19 protein-coding genes are annotated in these 17830 nt (G+C 70.8%); all 19 read right to left on the reverse strand.

Annotated elements, in window-relative coordinates; all coding sequences use genetic code 11:
• Positions 1-43: 43 nt before the first annotated feature.
• Complete coding sequence (locus OG335_RS14720) at positions 44-616, reverse strand: cob(I)yrinic acid a,c-diamide adenosyltransferase (RefSeq protein WP_405011554.1); 573 nt, start codon at positions 614-616, stop codon at positions 44-46.
• Positions 617-637: 21 nt separating this feature from the next.
• A complete protein-coding gene (locus OG335_RS14725; RefSeq protein ID WP_405011555.1) occupies positions 638-1138 on the reverse strand; it encodes a DUF2550 domain-containing protein in 501 nt (166 codons plus the stop codon).
• Positions 1139-1280: 142 nt separating this feature from the next.
• The gene (locus tag OG335_RS14730) at positions 1281-1664 is read right to left on the reverse strand and encodes a F0F1 ATP synthase subunit epsilon (RefSeq protein WP_405011556.1); all 384 of its coding nucleotides are present in this window, start codon (positions 1662-1664) and stop codon (positions 1281-1283) included.
• Positions 1665-1849: 185 nt separating this feature from the next.
• Positions 1850-3295, reverse strand: coding sequence for a F0F1 ATP synthase subunit beta (gene atpD, locus OG335_RS14735; RefSeq protein ID WP_405011557.1), 1446 nt, complete (start codon positions 3293-3295; stop codon positions 1850-1852).
• Positions 3296-3297: 2 nt separating this feature from the next.
• The gene (locus tag OG335_RS14740; protein ID WP_405011558.1) at positions 3298-4212 is read right to left on the reverse strand and encodes a F0F1 ATP synthase subunit gamma; all 915 of its coding nucleotides are present in this window, start codon (positions 4210-4212) and stop codon (positions 3298-3300) included.
• Between the two features lie 32 nt (positions 4213-4244).
• The gene (gene atpA, locus OG335_RS14745) at positions 4245-5819 is read right to left on the reverse strand and encodes a F0F1 ATP synthase subunit alpha (RefSeq protein ID WP_405011559.1); all 1575 of its coding nucleotides are present in this window, start codon (positions 5817-5819) and stop codon (positions 4245-4247) included.
• A gap of 163 nt (positions 5820-5982) precedes the next feature.
• Positions 5983-6798, reverse strand: coding sequence for a F0F1 ATP synthase subunit delta (locus OG335_RS14750; RefSeq protein WP_405011560.1), 816 nt, complete (start codon positions 6796-6798; stop codon positions 5983-5985).
• Positions 6795-7349, reverse strand: coding sequence for a F0F1 ATP synthase subunit B (locus tag OG335_RS14755; RefSeq protein WP_405011561.1), 555 nt, complete (start codon positions 7347-7349; stop codon positions 6795-6797). Before OG335_RS14755 ends, OG335_RS14750 begins: the two co-directional genes overlap by 4 nt.
• 41 nt (positions 7350-7390) lie before the next feature.
• The gene (gene atpE / locus OG335_RS14760) at positions 7391-7618 is read right to left on the reverse strand and encodes an ATP synthase F0 subunit C (protein ID WP_355650837.1); all 228 of its coding nucleotides are present in this window, start codon (positions 7616-7618) and stop codon (positions 7391-7393) included.
• Between the two features lie 81 nt (positions 7619-7699).
• The gene (atpB, locus tag OG335_RS14765) at positions 7700-8527 is read right to left on the reverse strand and encodes a F0F1 ATP synthase subunit A (RefSeq protein ID WP_405011562.1); all 828 of its coding nucleotides are present in this window, start codon (positions 8525-8527) and stop codon (positions 7700-7702) included.
• A gap of 264 nt (positions 8528-8791) precedes the next feature.
• Positions 8792-9223, reverse strand: coding sequence for a hypothetical protein (locus OG335_RS14770; protein WP_405011563.1), 432 nt, complete (start codon positions 9221-9223; stop codon positions 8792-8794).
• Positions 9224-9510: 287 nt separating this feature from the next.
• Positions 9511-10851, reverse strand: coding sequence for an MraY family glycosyltransferase (locus OG335_RS14775; protein ID WP_405011564.1), 1341 nt, complete (start codon positions 10849-10851; stop codon positions 9511-9513).
• 327 nt (positions 10852-11178) lie between these two features.
• Positions 11179-12471, reverse strand: a complete 1293-nt coding sequence (gene glyA / locus OG335_RS14780; protein WP_405011565.1) for a serine hydroxymethyltransferase — start codon at positions 12469-12471, stop codon at positions 11179-11181.
• 308 nt (positions 12472-12779) lie between these two features.
• Positions 12780-13403 (reverse strand): protein-tyrosine-phosphatase, encoded by a 624-nt coding sequence (locus tag OG335_RS14785; RefSeq protein WP_405011566.1) that lies wholly within the window; start codon positions 13401-13403, stop codon positions 12780-12782.
• 47 nt (positions 13404-13450) lie between these two features.
• The gene (locus OG335_RS14790) at positions 13451-14098 is read right to left on the reverse strand and encodes an L-threonylcarbamoyladenylate synthase (RefSeq protein ID WP_405011567.1); all 648 of its coding nucleotides are present in this window, start codon (positions 14096-14098) and stop codon (positions 13451-13453) included.
• A gap of 92 nt (positions 14099-14190) precedes the next feature.
• On the reverse strand, positions 14191-15057 hold the full coding sequence (prmC, locus tag OG335_RS14795; RefSeq protein ID WP_405011568.1) for a peptide chain release factor N(5)-glutamine methyltransferase: 867 nt from the start codon (positions 15055-15057) through the stop codon (positions 14191-14193).
• 18 nt (positions 15058-15075) lie between these two features.
• Positions 15076-16152, reverse strand: coding sequence for a peptide chain release factor 1 (gene prfA, locus OG335_RS14800; RefSeq protein WP_405011569.1), 1077 nt, complete (start codon positions 16150-16152; stop codon positions 15076-15078).
• 107 nt (positions 16153-16259) lie between these two features.
• A complete protein-coding gene (gene rpmE, locus OG335_RS14805; RefSeq protein WP_405011570.1) occupies positions 16260-16484 on the reverse strand; it encodes a 50S ribosomal protein L31 in 225 nt (74 codons plus the stop codon).
• A gap of 121 nt (positions 16485-16605) precedes the next feature.
• The gene (locus tag OG335_RS14810; protein ID WP_405011571.1) at positions 16606-17718 is read right to left on the reverse strand and encodes an LCP family protein; all 1113 of its coding nucleotides are present in this window, start codon (positions 17716-17718) and stop codon (positions 16606-16608) included.
• Between the last annotated feature and the right edge of the window lie 112 nt (positions 17719-17830).

The raw sequence follows: 17830 nt of genomic DNA on the forward strand, positions 1-17830 counted from the left end.
GGTCCGCCGGAAGGTGCACCCGGCCACCCCCGCGGCCGGCGGATCAGCGGTTCTCGCCGGGCACCCACAGCACGTCGCCGACCTCCTTGTTGGCCGTCCGGGCCAGGATGAACAGGAGGTCGGAGAGCCGGTTGAGGTACTTCGCGGTCAGCGGGTTGACGGTGTCGCCGTGCAGGTCGATCGCCGCCCAGGTGGAACGCTCCGCGCGCCGCACGACCGTGCAGGCCAGGTGGAGGTGGGCGGCGCCGGGGGTGCCGCCGGGGAGGATGAAGCTCCGCAGCTTCTCCAGCGACTCCAGGTAGTGGTCGCAGTCGGCCTCCAGCCGGTCGATGTACCCCTGCTCGACCCGCAGCGGCGGGTACTCGGGGTTCTCGGCCACCGGCGTGGCGAGGTCGGCGCCGACGTCGAAGAGGTCGTTCTGGACCCGGGTCAGCACCGCCGACACGTCGTCCGGCAGGGCACCGGCCGCGACGGCCACGCCGATCGCGGCGTTGGCCTCGTTGGTGTCGGCGTACGCGATCAGCCGCGGGTCGGTCTTGGTGGTGCGGCTCATGTCGCCGAGGGCCGTCGTGCCGTCGTCGCCGGTGCGGGTGTAGATGCGCGTCAGGTTCACCATGGCCGCAGCCTAGCCTGCCGGTTAGGCGACGTTAACGCGCTGCCCCGGAGGGGCCGCCTCCAGCCAGGCGAGGAAGCCGGTGAGCGCGTCGTCGCTCATCGCCAGCTCCAGCGGGGAGCCGTTGTGCAGACAGCGCAGCACCACGGAGCCGGAGAGCAGGGCGAGCTCCTCCTGGCCCTCGGGGTAGCGCCGGCCGAGCACCTCGATCTCGGTGCGCGGCAGCGTCCGGCGCGGGCGGGGCGCGTACGAGAACACCCGGAACCACTCGATGGAGTCGCCGCTGTACCGGCCGATACCGAAAACCCACCCCTTGCCGTCGGTCGTGGGGACCGGGGCCGAGGTGGGTTGGCCGTTCTCGTCGAGGTCGGGCTTCGTCGAGGCGTCGGCGGGCATTTTGAGCCGGTAACTGCAGTCGAACGTCCCTCCGACGCGCTGGATGACGCGGCGGCGTACTGCGAACGCCACCAGGCCCACCACCGCGACGGCCACGACGGCCGCGCACACCACAAGGGCGAGGACCATGCTCACCGACCTCCTCGCTACCCGCGTCCCCGTGACGGCCGTGTCACCGGCCGCCCTGTCCTACCAACTGATACGACAGTCCCGGGGTCACGCTTCCGCGTCCCCGGGACCGTCGGTCGACCCCGTAGTCAGGGTCCGGTGCTCAGACGTGCGCCTTGAGACCGCGCGTCGCCGCCAGGCGGACCTCCGCGCGGCGCTCGGCGTGCGCGTCGATCTCGGACCGTGCCGACTCCAGCGCGCGCTCGGCCCGGGCGACGTCGATCTCGTCCGCCAGCTCGGCGATCTCCGCGAGGATCGACAGCTTGTTGTCGGCGAAGGAGATGAAACCGCCGTGGACCGCGGCGACGACGGTGCCGCCGTCGGTGGTGCGGATGGTGACCGGACCGGTCTCCAGCACGCTCAGCACCGGGGTGTGACCGGGCATGATGCCGGTGTCACCGGAAGCCGTGCGGGCGACGACGATGGTGGCCGCACCGGACCACACCTTGCGGTCGGCTGCGACCAGCTCGACGTGCAGCTCAGCCAACGTGGGCTCCTAAGCTCTTGAAACCGTCGATTACTCGGCGGTTTCGGTAAGAATAACGGGCCCGCACCCCCGACATGAAACCAGGGACACGGAGATGACCGGGATCACAGCCGGTTGCGCCGTGAGGGGTGGCCCCCGAAAGCCGGGGTCCACCCCTCACGTCACTCAGCCGTCGGCCGGTCCGATCACTTCTTCAGCAGCTCGGCAGCGTTGCGCTCGAGGTCATCGATGCCACCGCACATGAAGAACGCCTGCTCCGGGACGTGGTCGTACTTGCCGTCCGCGATCGCGTTGAAGGCCTCGATGGTCTCCGACAGCGGCACGGTCGAGCCCTCGACACCGGTGAACTGCTTCGCCACGTAGGTGTTCTGCGAGAGGAAGCGCTCGATGCGGCGGGCACGCTGCACCGTGATCTTGTCTTCCTCGGACAGCTCGTCGATGCCGAGGATCGCGATGATGTCCTGGAGGTCCTTGTACTTCTGCAGGATCCCCTTGATACGGATGGCCGTGTCGTAGTGGTCCAGCGCGATGTACCGCGGGTCCAGGATGCGGGACGTGGAGTCCAGCGGGTCGACGGCCGGGTAGATGCCCTTCTCGGAGATCGGACGGGAGAGAACCGTCGTCGCGTCGAGGTGGGCGAAGGTGGTGGCCGGCGCCGGGTCGGTCAGGTCGTCCGCGGGGACGTAGATCGCCTGCATCGAGGTGATCGAGTGACCGCGGGTCGAGGTGATGCGCTCCTGGAGGAGGCCCATCTCGTCGGCCAGGTTCGGCTGGTAGCCCACCGCGGAGGGCATGCGGCCGAGCAGGGTCGACACCTCGGAACCGGCCTGGGTGAACCGGAAGATGTTGTCGATGAAGAGCAGGACGTCCTGCTGCTCCACGTCACGGAAGTACTCCGCCATGGTCAGCGCGGAGAGCGCGACGCGCAGGCGGGTGCCCGGCGGCTCGTCCATCTGGCCGAAGACCAGCGCGGTCTTGTCCAGAACGCCCGAGTCGACCATCTCGTGGATGAGGTCGTTGCCCTCACGGGTGCGCTCGCCGACACCGGCGAACACCGACACACCACCGAAGTTCTCGGCGACGCGGTAGATCATCTCCTGGATCAGAACGGTCTTGCCGACACCGGCACCACCGAACAGACCGATCTTGCCACCCTGGACGTACGGGGTGAGAAGGTCGATGACCTTGATGCCGGTCTCGAACATCTCCGTCTTGGACTCGAGGTCCTTGAACTCCGGAGCCTTGCGGTGGATCGGCCAGCGGACCTCGACCTGGGACTCGAACTCGTCCTTGTCGACGTTCAGCACCTCACCGAGGGCGTTGAAGACCTTGCCCTTGGTGATCTGGCCGACCGGCACGGAGATGGCCGAACCGGTGTCGGAGACCTGCGCGCCACGGACGAGGCCGTCGGTCGGCTGCATCGAGATGCCGCGGACCATGCCGTCGCCGAGGTGCTGCGCGACCTCCAGGGTGAGGACCTTCTTGCCCGTGCCGTCGGGGCTGTCCACCTCGACGTGCAGGGCGTTGAACATGTTCGGAATCGCGTCGACGGGGAACTCCACGTCGACGACCGGGCCGATGACCCGCGCGACGCGGCCCGTCGCCGTGGTCGGCTCAACTGTGGTGGTCATACTCATTCGCTCCCGCGGCTAGCGTCGGCAAGCGCGTTGGCGCCACCGACGATCTCGCTGATTTCCTGGGTGATCTCGGCCTGACGGGCCGAGTTGGCAAGCCGCGTGAGCGACTTGATGAGCTCTCCCGCGTTGTCGGTCGCGCTCTTCATCGCGCGCCGGCGAGCGGCGTGCTCCGAGGCGGCCGACTGCAGCAGCGCGTTGTAGATCCGGCTCTCGACGTACCGCGGCAGCAGGGCGTCGAGGACGCCCTCCGCCGACGGCTCGAAGTCGTACAGCGGGAAGATCTGGCTCGTGGCCTTCGACGCGTCGCTGAGCTCGACCTCGTCCAGCCGGAGCGGCAGCAGTCTGGCGTCGACCGCCGTCTGCGTCAGCATCGACTCGAACTTGGTGGAGACCAGGTGCAGCTCGTCCACGCCGCCGGTCTCCGCGGTGACCGCCTCGATGAGGTCGCTCGCCACGATCTTGGCGTCACCGTACGACGGCTTGTCGGAGAAGCCCGTCCACGACCCCGCAACGGTCAGGTTGCGGAAGTTGTAGTACGAGACACCCTTGCGGCCGACGACGTACGTCACCACGTCCTTGCCCTCGGCACGCAGCCGCGCGGTGAGCGCGATCGCCTGCTTGATGGCGTTGGTCGAGTAGCCGCCGGCCAGGCCGCGGTCCGCCGTGATCAGCAGGACTGCGGCCGTGGTGGCCTGCGGGTTCTCCGTGGTGAGCGGGTGCTTGGCGTTGGACCGGGTGGCCACCGCCGTCACCGCCCGGGTGAGCTCGTCGGCGTACGGAGTGGAGGCGGCCACCGCGCGCTGCGCCTTGACGATGCGCGACGCGGAGATCATCTCCATCGCCTTGGTGATCTTCTTCGTCGCGGTGACAGAGCGGATCCGGCGCTTGTAGACCCGAAGCTGTGCTCCCATGGGTCGTTACGTCCTTTCCCTCGTTACCGGACTCAGGCCTGCTCGGACAGGAGCTTGCCGTCGGCCGTCGTGAAGCCCTGCTTGAAGCCCTGGATCGCGGTGGTCAGCGCCTCGATGGCGCCGTCCTCCAGCTTCTGGGTCTCGACGATGCCGGCGAGGATGCCCTTGTGCTCCAGGCGCAGGTGGTCGAGGAACTCGCGCTCGAAGCGGCGGATCTCGGCGACCGGGACGTCGTCCAGCTTGCCGGTGGTACCGGCCCAGATGGAGACGACCTGCTCCTCGACGGGGAACGGCTGGTACTGGCCCTGCTTGAGCAGCTCGACCATGCGCGCGCCGCGCTCCAGCTGGGCCTTGGAGGCCGGGTCCAGGTCGGAACCGAAGGCGGCGAACGCCTCCAGCTCGCGGTACTGGGCCAGGTCCAGGCGCAGACGGCCGGCGACCGACTTCATGGCCTTGATCTGGGCGGAGCCACCGACGCGGGAGACCGAGATGCCGACGTTCACGGCCGGGCGGACGCCGGCGTTGAACAGGTCGGACTCCAGGAAGCACTGGCCGTCGGTGATGGAGATGACGTTGGTCGGGATGTACGCCGACACGTCGTTGGCCTTGGTCTCGATGATCGGCAGACCGGTCATCGAGCCCGCGCCCAGCGCGTCGGAGAGCTTCGCGCAGCGCTCCAGCAGGCGGGAGTGCAGGTAGAAGACGTCACCCGGGTACGCCTCGCGGCCCGGCGGGCGGCGGAGCAGCAGGGAGACGGAGCGGTAGGCCTCGGCCTGCTTCGACAGGTCGTCGAAGATGATGAGGACGTGCTTGCCGTCGTACATCCACTCCTGGCCGATGGCCGAGCCGGTGTACGGGGCGAGGTACTTGAAGCCGGCCGGGTCGGAGGCGGGAGCAGCCACGATCGTGGTGTACTCCAGCGCGCCGGCCTCCTCCAGGGCGCCACGGACCGACGCGATGGTCGAGCCCTTCTGGCCGATGGCGACGTAGATGCAGCGGACCTGCTTCTTCGGGTCGCCGGAGCGCCAGTTGTCGCGCTGGTTGATGATCGTGTCGATCGCCACCGCGGTCTTGCCGGTCTGGCGGTCGCCGATGATCAGCTGGCGCTGGCCGCGGCCGATCGGGGTCATCGCGTCGATGGCCTTGATGCCGGTCTGCATCGGCTCGTGGACCGACTTGCGGACCATGACGCCGGGGGCCTGCAGCTCCAGGGCACGACGACCGGTCGAGGCGATGTCGCCCAGGCCGTCGATCGGGTTGCCCAGCGGGTCCACGACGCGGCCGAGGTAGCCCTCGCCGACCGGGACGGAGAGGACCTCGCCGGTGCGCTGCACCCGCTGGCCCTCCTCGATGCCCGAGAACTCACCGAGGACGACGACACCGATCTCACGGGTGTCGAGGTTCAGTGCGAGGCCGAGGGTGCCGTCCTCGAACTTCAGCAGCTCGTTGGCCATGACCGAGGGCAGGCCCTCGACCTTGGCGATGCCGTCCATGGCCTCGGTGACCGTGCCGACCTCTTCACGCGAGGCCGCGTCCGGCTGGTACGACTGGACAAAGTCGGCCAGCGCGTCCCGGATCTCCTCCGGACGGATCGTAAGCTCCGCCATCAGGCTTCCCTGCTCTCCTAGTTTGCGATCCTCGGCCCGCCATTGAGGGCCGCAAGTACTCGACTCTCGGCCGGGTCGGGTGAACCGGCCGTACGATTTGCCGGCTCACCTGGTGTGAACCGACGCCCGACCGAGGGTCGGATGATGCTCTGGGGGGGGTTGGTCAGCCCTCGAGGCCCTGACGAGCGCCTTCAAGGCGGCTCGACACCGTGCCGTCGATGACCTCGTCGCCGATCTCGACCCGGATGCCGCCGACGACCTGGGGGTCGACGTCGATGTTCAGGTGGACCTGCTTGCCGTACAGCCCGGCCAGGGCGGCGGCGAGCCGCTCCTTCTGGGCGTCCGACAGCGGGACGGCCGTGGTGACCAGGGCCACCACACGGCCGCGGCGGGCCGCGGCGAGCTTGGCGTAGGACTCCAGGCCCTGCTCCAGGCTACGGCCACGGGGGGCCGCCACGAGGGAGACGACCAGGCGGACGGTGCCCGCGTTGGCCCGGCCACCGAGCAGCTTGGCGACCAGCGCGGCCTTGGCGGCCTTGCCTGCCTTGGGCTCGGTGAGTGCGGACCGCAGGTCGTGCGAGCCCGAGGCGATCCGCCCGAAGCGGAACAGCTCGTCCTCGACGTCGTCCAGCGTGCCGGCGCGGTCGGCGGCGATGATCTCGGCGTACGCCGAGAGCTCCTCCACCGCGTCGACCAGGTCGCGGCCGCCGGACCAGCGCGAACGCACCAGTCCGGAGACCAGGTCGACCGTCTCGCCGGAGACCTGGCCGGACAGCAGCGTGGTGACGAAGCCGGCCTTGTCCTGGCCCGACCGCGAGGGGTCGGTCAGCACGCGGCGCAGCGAGACCTCGCGGTCCAGCAGGGTGGTGACGGCGGTGAGGTCCTCGGCGAGCTTGGCCGCGTCCACCGAAGTGTTGTCGGTCAGGCTCTCGAGGTTCTCGCGGCCGGCGGCCAGCGCCTCGCGGCTGGCGCCGATCACTTGGCGCCCGCCGATGCAGCGGCCTTGGCCTCGAGCTCGCCGAGGAACCGGTCGATGACGCCGCTCTGGCGGGCGTGGTCCTCAAGGGACTCACCCACGATGCGGGAGGCCAGCTGGGAGGCCAGCGAGCCCACGTCCTGGCGCAGGGCGGCGGTCGCCTGCTTCTTGTCCGCGTCGATCTGGGCATGGCCGGCGGCGACGATGGCCTCGCGCTGACGCTGGCCCTCCTCGCGCATCTCGGCGACCAGGGCAGCACCCTGCTCACGGGCGTGCTCGGTGATCCGAGCGGCCTCGTGACGTGCCTCGGCGAGCTCGGCACGGTACTGCTCCAGCAGGGCCTGAGCCTCGGCCTGAGCGGCCTCCGCACGCTCCATGCCGCCCTCGATGGCGTCCCGACGCTCCGACAGCACCTTCTCGATGCTGGGGAGGAGCTTCTTGCCGAGGATGCCGAAGACGATGAAGAAGCAGATCAGGCCGATGATGACCTCGGGCCACGCGGGGAGAAGAGGGTTCATCTTCTCCTCTTCCGCGAGGAAGACCACGGGGTTCATATCAGAACCTTTCGTCGAAAAGGGCTACCGGTGTGCCGGAATCAGACACCGAACACGAACGGCATGACGATGCCGATGAGCGCCAGCGCCTCGGTCAGCGCGAAGCCGATGAACATGTTGGAGCGGATCAGGCCGGCAGCCTCGGGCTGACGGGCCATCGCCTGGACACCGTTGCCGAAGATCAGGCCGACACCGATGCCGGGGCCGATCGCGGCGAGACCGTAGCCGATGGACGCGACGGAACCGGAAACCTCAGCGAGAGCGGACATCTCAGCTAATCCTTTGCGGGATGGGGTACCGGTGGGTGTTGGCCACCGGGAGTTCGGGACGCAGCCTCGGGGCTGCGGTGCTCAGTGCGCCTCTTCGAGGGCACCGGCGATGTAGCTGCTGGCCAGCATCACGAAGATGTAGGCCTGCAGGAACTGGACCAGCAGCTCGAAGGCGGTGAGGCCGATGGTGACCACGAAGGACGCCGTGCCGTAGAGCGCGCCGAGGCTCGGGCTGAGCAGGTACCAGGAGGCGATGGAGAACATCACGATCAGCAGGTGGCCGGCGAACATGTTCGCGAAGGCTCGGACCGCGAGCGTGAAGGGGCGCACGAAGATGTTCGAGAAGAACTCGATCGGCACCAGGATGAACATGACCCAGCCGGGGATGCCCGACGGCCAGCAGAGGTTCTTCAGGCCGCCCACGAAGCCGTGCTTCTTGAAGGTCAGGCTCATGTAGGTGACCCACACGACGGCTGCGAGGCCGGCGGGGAAGGCGATCGCGGCCGTCACCGGGAACTGGGCGAACGGGATGATCGACATGATGTTCATCAGCCAGATGAAGAAGAACATCGAGACGAGCATCGGGACGTACTTCTCGCCCTTCTTGCCGATCGTCTCCAGCACGATGCTTCGCTTCACGAAGTCGTAGCCGATCTCACCGACGAGCTGGAGCTTGCCGGGGACGAGCTTCGGCTTCGCGAAGGAGGCCCAGAAGAACACGACCACGAGCATCGCGACGATGATCGAGAGCAGCATCGGCTTGTTGAACTCGATGCCTCCGACCGTGAAGATCGGCTCGAAGTCGAACTCGTTCAGGCCCGGTGCCGGGAAGCCGCAACCGGAGAACAGGTGGCACCCGGCCTCAGAGGCGAGCTGTACGTCAGCACCCACCACAGACTCCTTCGTCATGACGCATGGTTACGGCAACCTCGGTGTGTCGGCGCGGCCTTGGGCCACGGAGCGGCACTGGAACTTGATGGATGTCTCGCGGACCCTGCACGGCGCGTATCCCTGCCGCGGGATCTTCGAAGACTTCGTGGAGTCGGGGGGCGATCCGTCCGATGATCGGAGGGACCTGGCCGCATCCCGTACTCCGTTGTTGGGACGGACGATAGCAGTCCGTCAGGAGGGCATAAACACCGCCCCCCGTGCGAGGGGGACAGCCTGCCCCCTTCACGGTTGACGCCCCGATTTCGGTTTGTCGTCGCGGGATTCGGGGTCGACGTAGTAGATCTTCGCCTTCATGGCGGCGCGCACCTGGAAAGCCGTCCAGACCAGGGCGCAGCCCAGCAGCGTGAAGCCGAAGACCTTGGTGTCGAAGAGTGTCGTGTGTTTGAACACGGCGAGAACGATCGCGATCAGCAGGATCTGCGTGGTGTACACCAACAGCGCCGCTGCCATGAGGATCTGCGGATTGTTCCGGGTCAGCCGGTCGAGTGCGACCTGGCCGAAGGTGAAGAACGCCATCACCAGGAGTGTGGCGAAGACGGCGCCGATCAACCCCTTCGTCCCCACGACGGCGGTGGAGATCGCAGCGGCGATCACGCCGGCGACCGCAGTGGGGATTGCGGCGCCGCGGATGATCCGGGCGTCGGGGGACGGCATGTCGGCAGCTCCGGCGGCATGTCGGTGACGGGGGGACGGGCGCATGTGTGCGGTGGTGACACCGCACCGAGGTCCACAGCCGCAGGCCGGCCGCTCGACAGCGAGCCGGACGAGGAAGACCGACCGGGGGCGGAAGCACTCCACCTGTCGGTTCTTTTCGGCGTGTTCTCGGTACTCGTGAACGGTATCACAAACTATTTGATGAGAGCTTTACCATGAACGTGTGGTACCTGTCACACCGTTGGTCCAAGGGTGCCGCCGTGCGGGTGAGCCTTGTTGAGCGGCCGTCAGCTCTTCGTGCGGCCCCGGGCGCCGACCGCGGTGGCGCCGCTGCCGACCCTGCTCAGCAGGGCCTTGTCCTTGGCCGAGAGCTCGGCCATCGCCGGGGCGCCGGCGGGCTCCTCGCCGGCTTCGGGCGCCTCCCCGGCGGTCTCCACCGCGTCGTCCTCGGCGGACCGCCGGGCCTTGCGGTAGCGCGGCGGGACGATCGCCTGCACGGCCCGTGGCGCGTGCGGCCGGAAGCGCGGCATCAGCAGCACCACGAGGCCGATCAGGCAGAGTCCGGCGAACGCGAGGACGACCGTGCGGCCGGTGTTGGCGATGGAGAACGCGACGGTGCCGAAGGCGATGAGCGCGGCCCAGAAGTACATGATCAGGACGGCGCGGCTGTGCGAGTGCCCGACCTGCAGCAGGCGGTGGTGCAGGTGCTGCTTGTCGGCCGCGAACGGCGACTTCCCGGCCCAGGTGCGGCGGACCACGGCGAGCAGCAGGTCGGCGAGCGGCAGCGCGATGACGGTCAGCGGCAGCAGCAGCGGGATGTAGATCGGCACGAGGGCGTGCACGGTGGCGGTCTGCGATCCGGTGACGGCGGTGACCAGGTCGGGGTCGACGCGGCCGGTGATCGAGATGGCGGCGACGGCCAGCATCAGGCCGAGCATCATCGAGCCGGAGTCGCCCATGAAGATCCGGGCGGGGTGCAGGTTGTGCGGCAGGAAGCCGAGGCACATGCCGATCAGCACGGCGCTGAAGAGCACCGCGGGCGCGGCGTCGTTGACGCCGTAGCCGATCCACAGCCGGTAGGAGTAGAGGAAGAACGCGATCGCGGCGATGCAGACCATGCCGGCGGCGAGGCCGTCGAGGCCGTCGATGAAGTTGACCGCGTTGACCATGACGACGACCAGCGCCACCGAGATGATCATGCCCTGGGTGGGGGTGACGGCGACCGGGCCGACGCCGGGCACGGGGATCGAGATGACCGTCACGCCCTGCCAGACCATGACGCCCGCGGCGATCATCTGACCGCCCAGCTTCACCAGGGCGTCGACGCCCCACTTGTCGTCCAGCACGCCGAGGATCCACATGATCCCGGCGCCCGACAGCAGCGCACGGACGTCCGCGCTCTGGATGAACAGCCGGCCGATGGTGGTGAGCTGCGAGGCGACCAGCAGGCCCGCGCACAGGCCGCCGAACATCGCGATGCCGCCGAGCCGCGGGGTGGGCTCGCGGTGCACGTCGCGCGCGCGCACCGGCGGCATGGCCCCGGCGACGATGGCGAACTTCCGCACCGGGCTGACCAGCAGGTACGTCACGGCTGCGGTGACGAACAGCACCAGGAGATACTCACGCACCACTGGCCTCCTGCAGCGCGGTCCGACGGATGAGTACGCAGGGTACTCCCGGGAGAGTTCGGGGTTCGAGGTGCGTCGCCACCCTCACACCTTATTGAGTGGGACGGGCGGGATGTGCACCGCGGTTCTCCCTGCGGCCCGAACAGTGGCGGACGCCACCCCCGGCGGGGGTCCCGACCGCGGCCGCCGGCCCTCCCCGGGCCCTCCGCCGGGCTTCCGTCCGGGGCCCGCCCGGGCCGGGCCGGCCGGGTTGGCCCAGCGGGTTGGCCCAGCGGGTTGGCCCAGCGGACTGGCCCGGCCGCGTCGGCCGGCCGACCCCGGCCGGTGTCAGTACCGGACCGCGAACGACCGGGCGAGCGCGCGCACCCGGTCCGTGATCCGGGGCTGCGGTCCGCCGCTCAGCAGCTCCCCGATCAGGGCGCCGACCTCGGCGAGCTCGACGGGCCCCATGCCCTGGGCGGCCGCGGCGCCGGTGCCGAGCCGGATGCCGGAGGCCTCGGCGGCCGGCGCCGGGTCGTACGGGAGGGCGCACTTGCCGAGCATGAGCCCGGCCGCGGCGCAGCGGCGCTCCGCCTCGACGCCGCTGAGCCCGAGCGGGCTGACGTCCGCCGTGACCAGGTGGGTGTCGGTGCCGCCGGTCGTCGGCGGCACACCGTGCCCGGCGAGGGCCGCGGCGAGGGCCCGCGCGCCGTCGACGGCCCGCCGGAGGTAGGCGGCGAACTCCTGCGTGCCCGCCTCGGCGAGGGCGACGGCCTTGCCGGCCACCTCGTTCATGGCCGCGCCGCCCTGGGTGAACGGGAAGACGGCGCGGTCGACCCGGTCGGCCAGTTCGGCGGTGCAGAGCAGCATCCCGCCGCGGGGGCCGCGGAGCAGCTTGTGGGTGGCGGCCACGGTGACGTCGGCGTAGGGCACCGGGGAGGGGGCGAGGCCGGCGGCGACGAGGCCGGTGGTCTGGGCGGCCGAGGCGACGAGGTAGGCGTCGACCTCGTCGGCGACGGCGCGGAAGCCGGCCCAGTCGATGTGCCGGGGGTAGGAGATGCCGCCGGCGATGATCGCCTTGGGGCGGTGGCGGTGGGCGAGCTCGCGCACCTGGTCGAGGTCGACGAGGCCGTCGTGCTCGCGGACGCCGTAGCCGACGAAGTCGAACCAGCGGCCGGAGAAGTTGGCGCGGGAGCCGCAGCTGAGGTGGCCGCCGTGCTCCAGGGACATCGCGAGGACGACGTCGCCGGGCCGCAGCAGTGCCGCGTAGGCCGCCAGCATCGCCGAAGTCGCTGACCGGGGCTGGACGTTGGCGTGCGGGGCGGCGAACAGCTCGCGGGCCCGGTCGACGGCGAGCAGTTCCGCGGTGTCGGCGAGCGCGCATCCGGTGTGGTGGCGGTGGCCCGGGTAGCCCTCGGCGTACTTGTCGATCAGCGGTCCGCCGAGGGCGGCGAGCACGGCGGGGCTGGTGACGTTCTCGCCGGCGAGCAGTTGCAGGCTCTCGGTGCGCCGCTCGGCCTCGGCGGAGAGCAGGTCGGCGAGGAGCGGGTCCGCCGTCCGGAGGGCCTCGGAGGGCTGCCAGGGCGCTCCGCCGGCGGCGCGGGTGTCGGTGGGGCCCTGCTCGGCGTGGATGACGGACATGGCGCAGCTCCCGGGCAGCGGCGGGTGGATCCTTCCAGCGTAGGTCGGGGCCTCCGGGCGGGCCCGCCCACGCGGCACGGCGTACCGCCGTCAGGGTCGGGCGGGTCGGGCCTCGCGGGAAAGGCACTGTTCGATCACGCTTCCTTCACGCGATCCCCTGTACTCCCCCACGCGTACCGGACCTCGATCGGGGCCTGCGGCCGTCCCGCGCGCCCGCCGGGTACGCGCACGCCCCGGCAGCACCGCCCGCCGCACCCCGGGCGGGGGCCGGCGGGACGCCCGGGCGGCCGCGGGACGGCCGCGGGGGTTCAGACGCGCCCGTGCACGCCCGTGAGCGCGGTGACCACCGGGTCGAGCGCGCCGAATATCTCCTCGCCGCAGTTGCGGAACATGCCGATCGGCGCACCGTACGGGTCGTCCACCTCGTCCGACTCGGGCGAGGCCGCGAGCAGCCAGCCGCGGAGCGCGGCGGCGGCCCGCACGAGGGCGCGGGCGCGCTCGGGCAGCTGCGCGCCGCCGCGCGGGTCGGGCAGCGTGCTGGGGTCGATCCGGCGGACGAGCCGGGTGAACTCCTTCAGCGTGAAGGTCCGCAGCCCGGCCGAGTGGCCCATGGAGATGACCTGCGCCCGGTGGTCGAGCGTCGCGGTGAGCACCAGGTCGGCGTCGATGACGTGCTCGTCGAGCAGCTCACGGCCGGCGAAGCCGGCGCTGTCCACCCCGTACTCGCCGAGCACGGTGGCGGCGTGCACCTCCATCGGTGCGCCCTCGTGGCCCCAGGTGCCGGCGCTCTCCACCACGAACCGCCCGGAGGCGTCGCCGAGCCGGGCGTCGAGCTCGTGGCGGGTGAGCCGTTCCGCGATGGGCGAGCGGCACACGTTGCCGGTGCAGACGAAGAGGATCCGGAAGCCGTCCACCGGGCGGGGGGAAACCACCGCGTACGGGGATATTCCGGGACCCGCGGCGTACAGCGACGCAGCGGTCAACTGCCGGCCTCCAGGTCCGGGACGACCTCCCTCAGCTGCTCGACGCTGATCGCGCCGGCCCGCAGCACGACGGGGATCTTGCCGGTGACGTCGACGATGGTGGAGGCCGTCGCGTGGTCGGCCCGGCCGCCGTCGAGGTACACCGAGATGGTGTCGCCGAGCTGTTCCTGGGCCTCGTCGCAGGTGGCCGGCGACGGGCCGCCGGTCTTGTTCGCGCTGGAGACGGCGAGCGGGCCGGTGGTGTTGAGCAGTTCCAGGGCGACGGGGTGCAGCGGCATCCGCACCGCGACGGTGCCGCGGGTCTCGCCGAGGTCCCAGCGCAGCGAGGGCTGGTGCCGGGCGACGAGGGTCAGGCCGCCGGGCCAGAAGGCGTCGACGAGCTCCCAGGCCTGCTCGGAGAAGTCGGTGACCAGGCCGTGCAGGGTGGTCGGCGAGCCGACGAGCACCGGGGACGGCATGGACCGGCCGCGGCCCTTGGCGTCCAGCAGGGCGGCGACGGCCTCCGGGGAGAACGCGTCGGCACCGACGCCGTACAGCGTGTCGGTCGGCATCACGACGAGCTCGCCGCGGCGGATCGCCGAGGCGGCCTCGCGCAGTCCGGTGGCGCGGTCCCCGGTATCGGCACAGTCGTAGCGGCGGCTCATCGGTGCGGTCCCCTTCCGAACATCACAGCGAACACGGTGAACTCACGAAATCCACGGGGCGGTGCTGCGCACCGCCGGCTCCGGCCGGGGCCTCACAGCGTCGCCTTCCGGGCGGTGGTGAAGCGCGGGCGGTTGTTGAGGTCGCGGTGGTCGGCGGCGTCCGTCCAGCCGGCTTCCTCGTTGAAGATCCACGGCACCTGGCCGCCCTGGGTGTCGGCGTGCTCGATGACCACCGCACCGCCCGGGCGCAGCAGCCGGGCGGCGACGCGCTCGATGCCGCGGATGGTGTCGAGGCCGTCCTCGCCGGAGAACAGCGACATCTGCGGGTCGTGGTCGCGGGCCTCGGGCGCCACGTACTCCCACTCGGTGAGCGGGATGTACGGCGGGTTGCTGATCACGAGGTCGAAGCGGCCGTCCCAGCCGGGCTCGCCCTCGAACGCGCGGGTGGCGTCGCCCTCGTGCAGGGAGACGCGGGCCCGGTCGGGGCTGGCCGCGACGTTGCGCCGGGTGTAGGCCAGCGCGCCCTCGTCGAGCTCGAAGGCGTGCACGGTGGAGCGCGGCAGTTCCTGGGCGAGGGCGAGCGCGATCGCGCCGGAGCCGGTGCACAGGTCGGCCACGAGCGGCTCGGCGACGTCCATGTCGCGGACCGCGTTTATGGCCCACTCGACGACGCTCTCGGTCTCGGGCCGGGGCACGAAGACGCCGGGGCCGACCTCGAGCTCCAGGTAGCGGAAGAACGCCCGCCCGGTGATGTGCTGGAGCGGCTCACGGGCCTCGCGCCGCGAGACGGCCGCCCAGTACCGGGCGTCGAAGTCGGCGTCCGCGACGGTGTGCAGCTGGCTGCGCTTGACGTCGTGGATGTACGCCGCGAGTTCCTCCGCGTCGAAGCGCGGTGACGGCACCCCGGCGGCGGCCAGCCGCTGGGTGGCCTGGGCCACCTCGGCGAGCAGCAGGTTCATCCGACCGACCCCTCGTACTCAGTTCTCCTGGGCGGCGGCCAGCTTGGCCGCTGCGTCGGCGTCCACGCAGGACTGGATCACCGGGGTCAGGTCGCCGTCCAGGACCTGGTCCAGGTTGTACGACTTGAAGCCGGTGCGGTGGTCGGAGATGCGGTTCTCCGGGTAGTTGTACGTGCGGATGCGCTCGGAGCGGTCGACGGTGCGGACCTGGCTGCGGCGCGCGTCCGAGGCCTCCCGCTCGGCCTCCTCCTGGGCGGCGGCGAGCAGCCGCGACCGCAGGATGCGCATGGCCGACTCCTTGTTCTGGAGCTGGCTCTTCTCGTTCTGGCAGGAAGCCACGATACCGGTCGGCAGATGGGTGATCCGGACGGCGGAGTCTGTGGTGTTCACGGACTGACCGCCGGGGCCCGACGAGCGGTAGACGTCGATCCGCAGGTCGTTCGCGTGGACCTCGACCTCGACCTCCTCGGCCTCCGGGGTGACGAGCACGCCCGCGGCGGAGGTGTGGATGCGGCCCTGCGACTCGGTGGCCGGCACGCGCTGCACGCGGTGCACGCCGCCCTCGTACTTGAGGCGGGCCCAGACGCCCTGGCCGGGCTCGGCCCCGCCGCGGGTCTTCACGGCGACGGAGACGTCCTTGTAGCCGCCGAGGTCGGACTCGTTGGCGTCGATGAGCTCGGTCTTCCAGCCCACCCGCTCGGCGAACCGCAGGTACATCCGCAGGAGGTCGCCGGCGAACAGCGCGGACTCCTCGCCGCCCTCGCCCGCCTTGACCTCCAGGATGACGTCCTTGTCGTCGTTGGGGTCGCGCGGCACGAGCAGCAGCCGGAGCTCCTCCGTGAGCTCGTCACGGCGCGCCTCGGCGGTCTTCGCCTCGGCGTAGAAGTCCGGGTCCTCGGTGGCGAACTCGCGGGCGGTCTCGATGTCCTCGCCCGCCAGGCGCCAGGCGCGGTAGACCGTGACGATCGGGGTCAGCTCGGCGTAGCGCTTCGCGGCCTTGCGGGCGTTGGCCTGGTCGGCGTGGACCGCCGGGTCGGCGAGCCGCATCTCGAGGGCGGCGTGCTCGACGAGGAGCTCTTCGACTGCCTCGAACATCGGATGGGCCTACTTCCCGGGGGTGCGGTTGGGACGGAGATGCGAACGGCGCCGGCCCGGCGCCCCCGCGGTGATGCGGGAGCGCCGAGACCGGCGCCGTGGAAGCGCTAGGCCTTGCCGCCGCTGAGCTTCTTGCCGAAGCGGGCCTCGAAGCGGGCCACGCGACCGCCGGTGTCCATGATCTTCTGCTTGCCGGTGTAGAACGGGTGGCAGGCGGAGCAGACCTCGGCGCGGATCTCGCCGCTGGTCTCGGTCGAGCGGGTCGTGAACTGGTTGCCGCAGGTGCAGGTCACGTTGGTCACGACGTACTCGGGGTGAACGTTGGCCTTCAAGGGAATCTCCTAGTGATCGGGAGGGACCCGGGTCGGCAGCAGGCAGCCGCACGTGAACCGGGACCGACGGACCAGTGTGCCAGCACCGGCCGCATCTTCCCAAACCGGGAGACGGGTGCGGCTATTCCCGCGGGCCGCCCCCGGCCGGGGCCCGGACGCCCGACGCGGCCGGGGCGCTCGGGGTGGTGTCGGCCGGGTTGGACGGCTGGACGCTGACGACCGCCTCCGGCACCCCCGTGTCGGCCTGCAGGGAGGCCCACAGCAGCCCGGCCTGGGGCGTGCGCGGAACCACCCGGTTGGGGTCCACGGGGGCGGTGACGACCGGCAGGGTGACCATCGTCAGCTGGGCGGGGCCGATGCCCTTGAGCGTGTTCGCGAGGCCCACCAGGGCACTGACCGAGGCGAGGTCGGAGTCGGTCGTCATCGCGCTGGTGAGCTTGTCGGCCAGCGACCACATCCGGGCCGGGTTGGAGGTGACCCCGACCGTGCCCACCTGCTCCATGATCGACCGCACCATCTGCTGCTGGAGCTCGATCCGGCCGAGGTCGCTGCCGTTGCCCACGCCGTGCCGGGTGCGGACGAAGGCCAGCGCCTCGGCCCCGGCCAGGTGGTGGTGGCCGGGCGCCAGGTGCAGGCCGCTGTCCTGGTCGGAGATGGCGACGGTGGTGGTGACGTCCACCCCGCCGATCGCGTCGACCAGCTTGGCGAACCCCGCGAAGTCGATCTCGACGAAGTGGTCCATCCGCAGGCCGGTCAGCTTCTCGGCGGTCTTCACCGCGCACGCGGGCCCGCCGACCTCGTACGCCGAGTTGAACATCGCGCTGCGCGCGGCCGCCACGGGGTCCCCCTCGGGGGACGTGCAGGCCGGCCGGGCGACCAGGGTGTCCCGCGGGATGCTGACCACCGACGCGGCGCTGTGCTCGCGGTTGACGTGCACGACCATGGCGGTGTCCGAGCGGGCGCCGTCGCCGACCGCGCCGCCGGCCAGCGAGCCGTTCGCGCCGGCCCGGGAGTCCGAGCCGAGCACCAGCAGGTTGAAGGCGCCGCCGACGGAGGCGGGCGGGCGTCCGGTGCCGAGCTGGTTGTCGATGTCGACGCTGCGGATGTTGCCGTTGAGCTTCCAGTAGGCGTAGCCGGCCGCGCCGGCGCCGATCAGCAGCAGTCCGACCGCCGAGAACACCGCGATCCGCAGGACGCGGCGACGCCTGCTGCGGGGCTTCGGCTCATCGGTCATTTCATCCCATTTCTCTCGAACGGGTCATTCGAGCATAAGGGAATCCCCCGTCCGCCGACCGGTGGACGGCCGGCGCCCGCCGCGGCACCGGAAAACGGGTGGGCCCCGGACC

Source organism: Kitasatospora sp. NBC_01539 (genome assembly GCF_045040525.1).
Lineage (GTDB): Bacteria > Actinomycetota > Actinomycetes > Streptomycetales > Streptomycetaceae > Kitasatospora.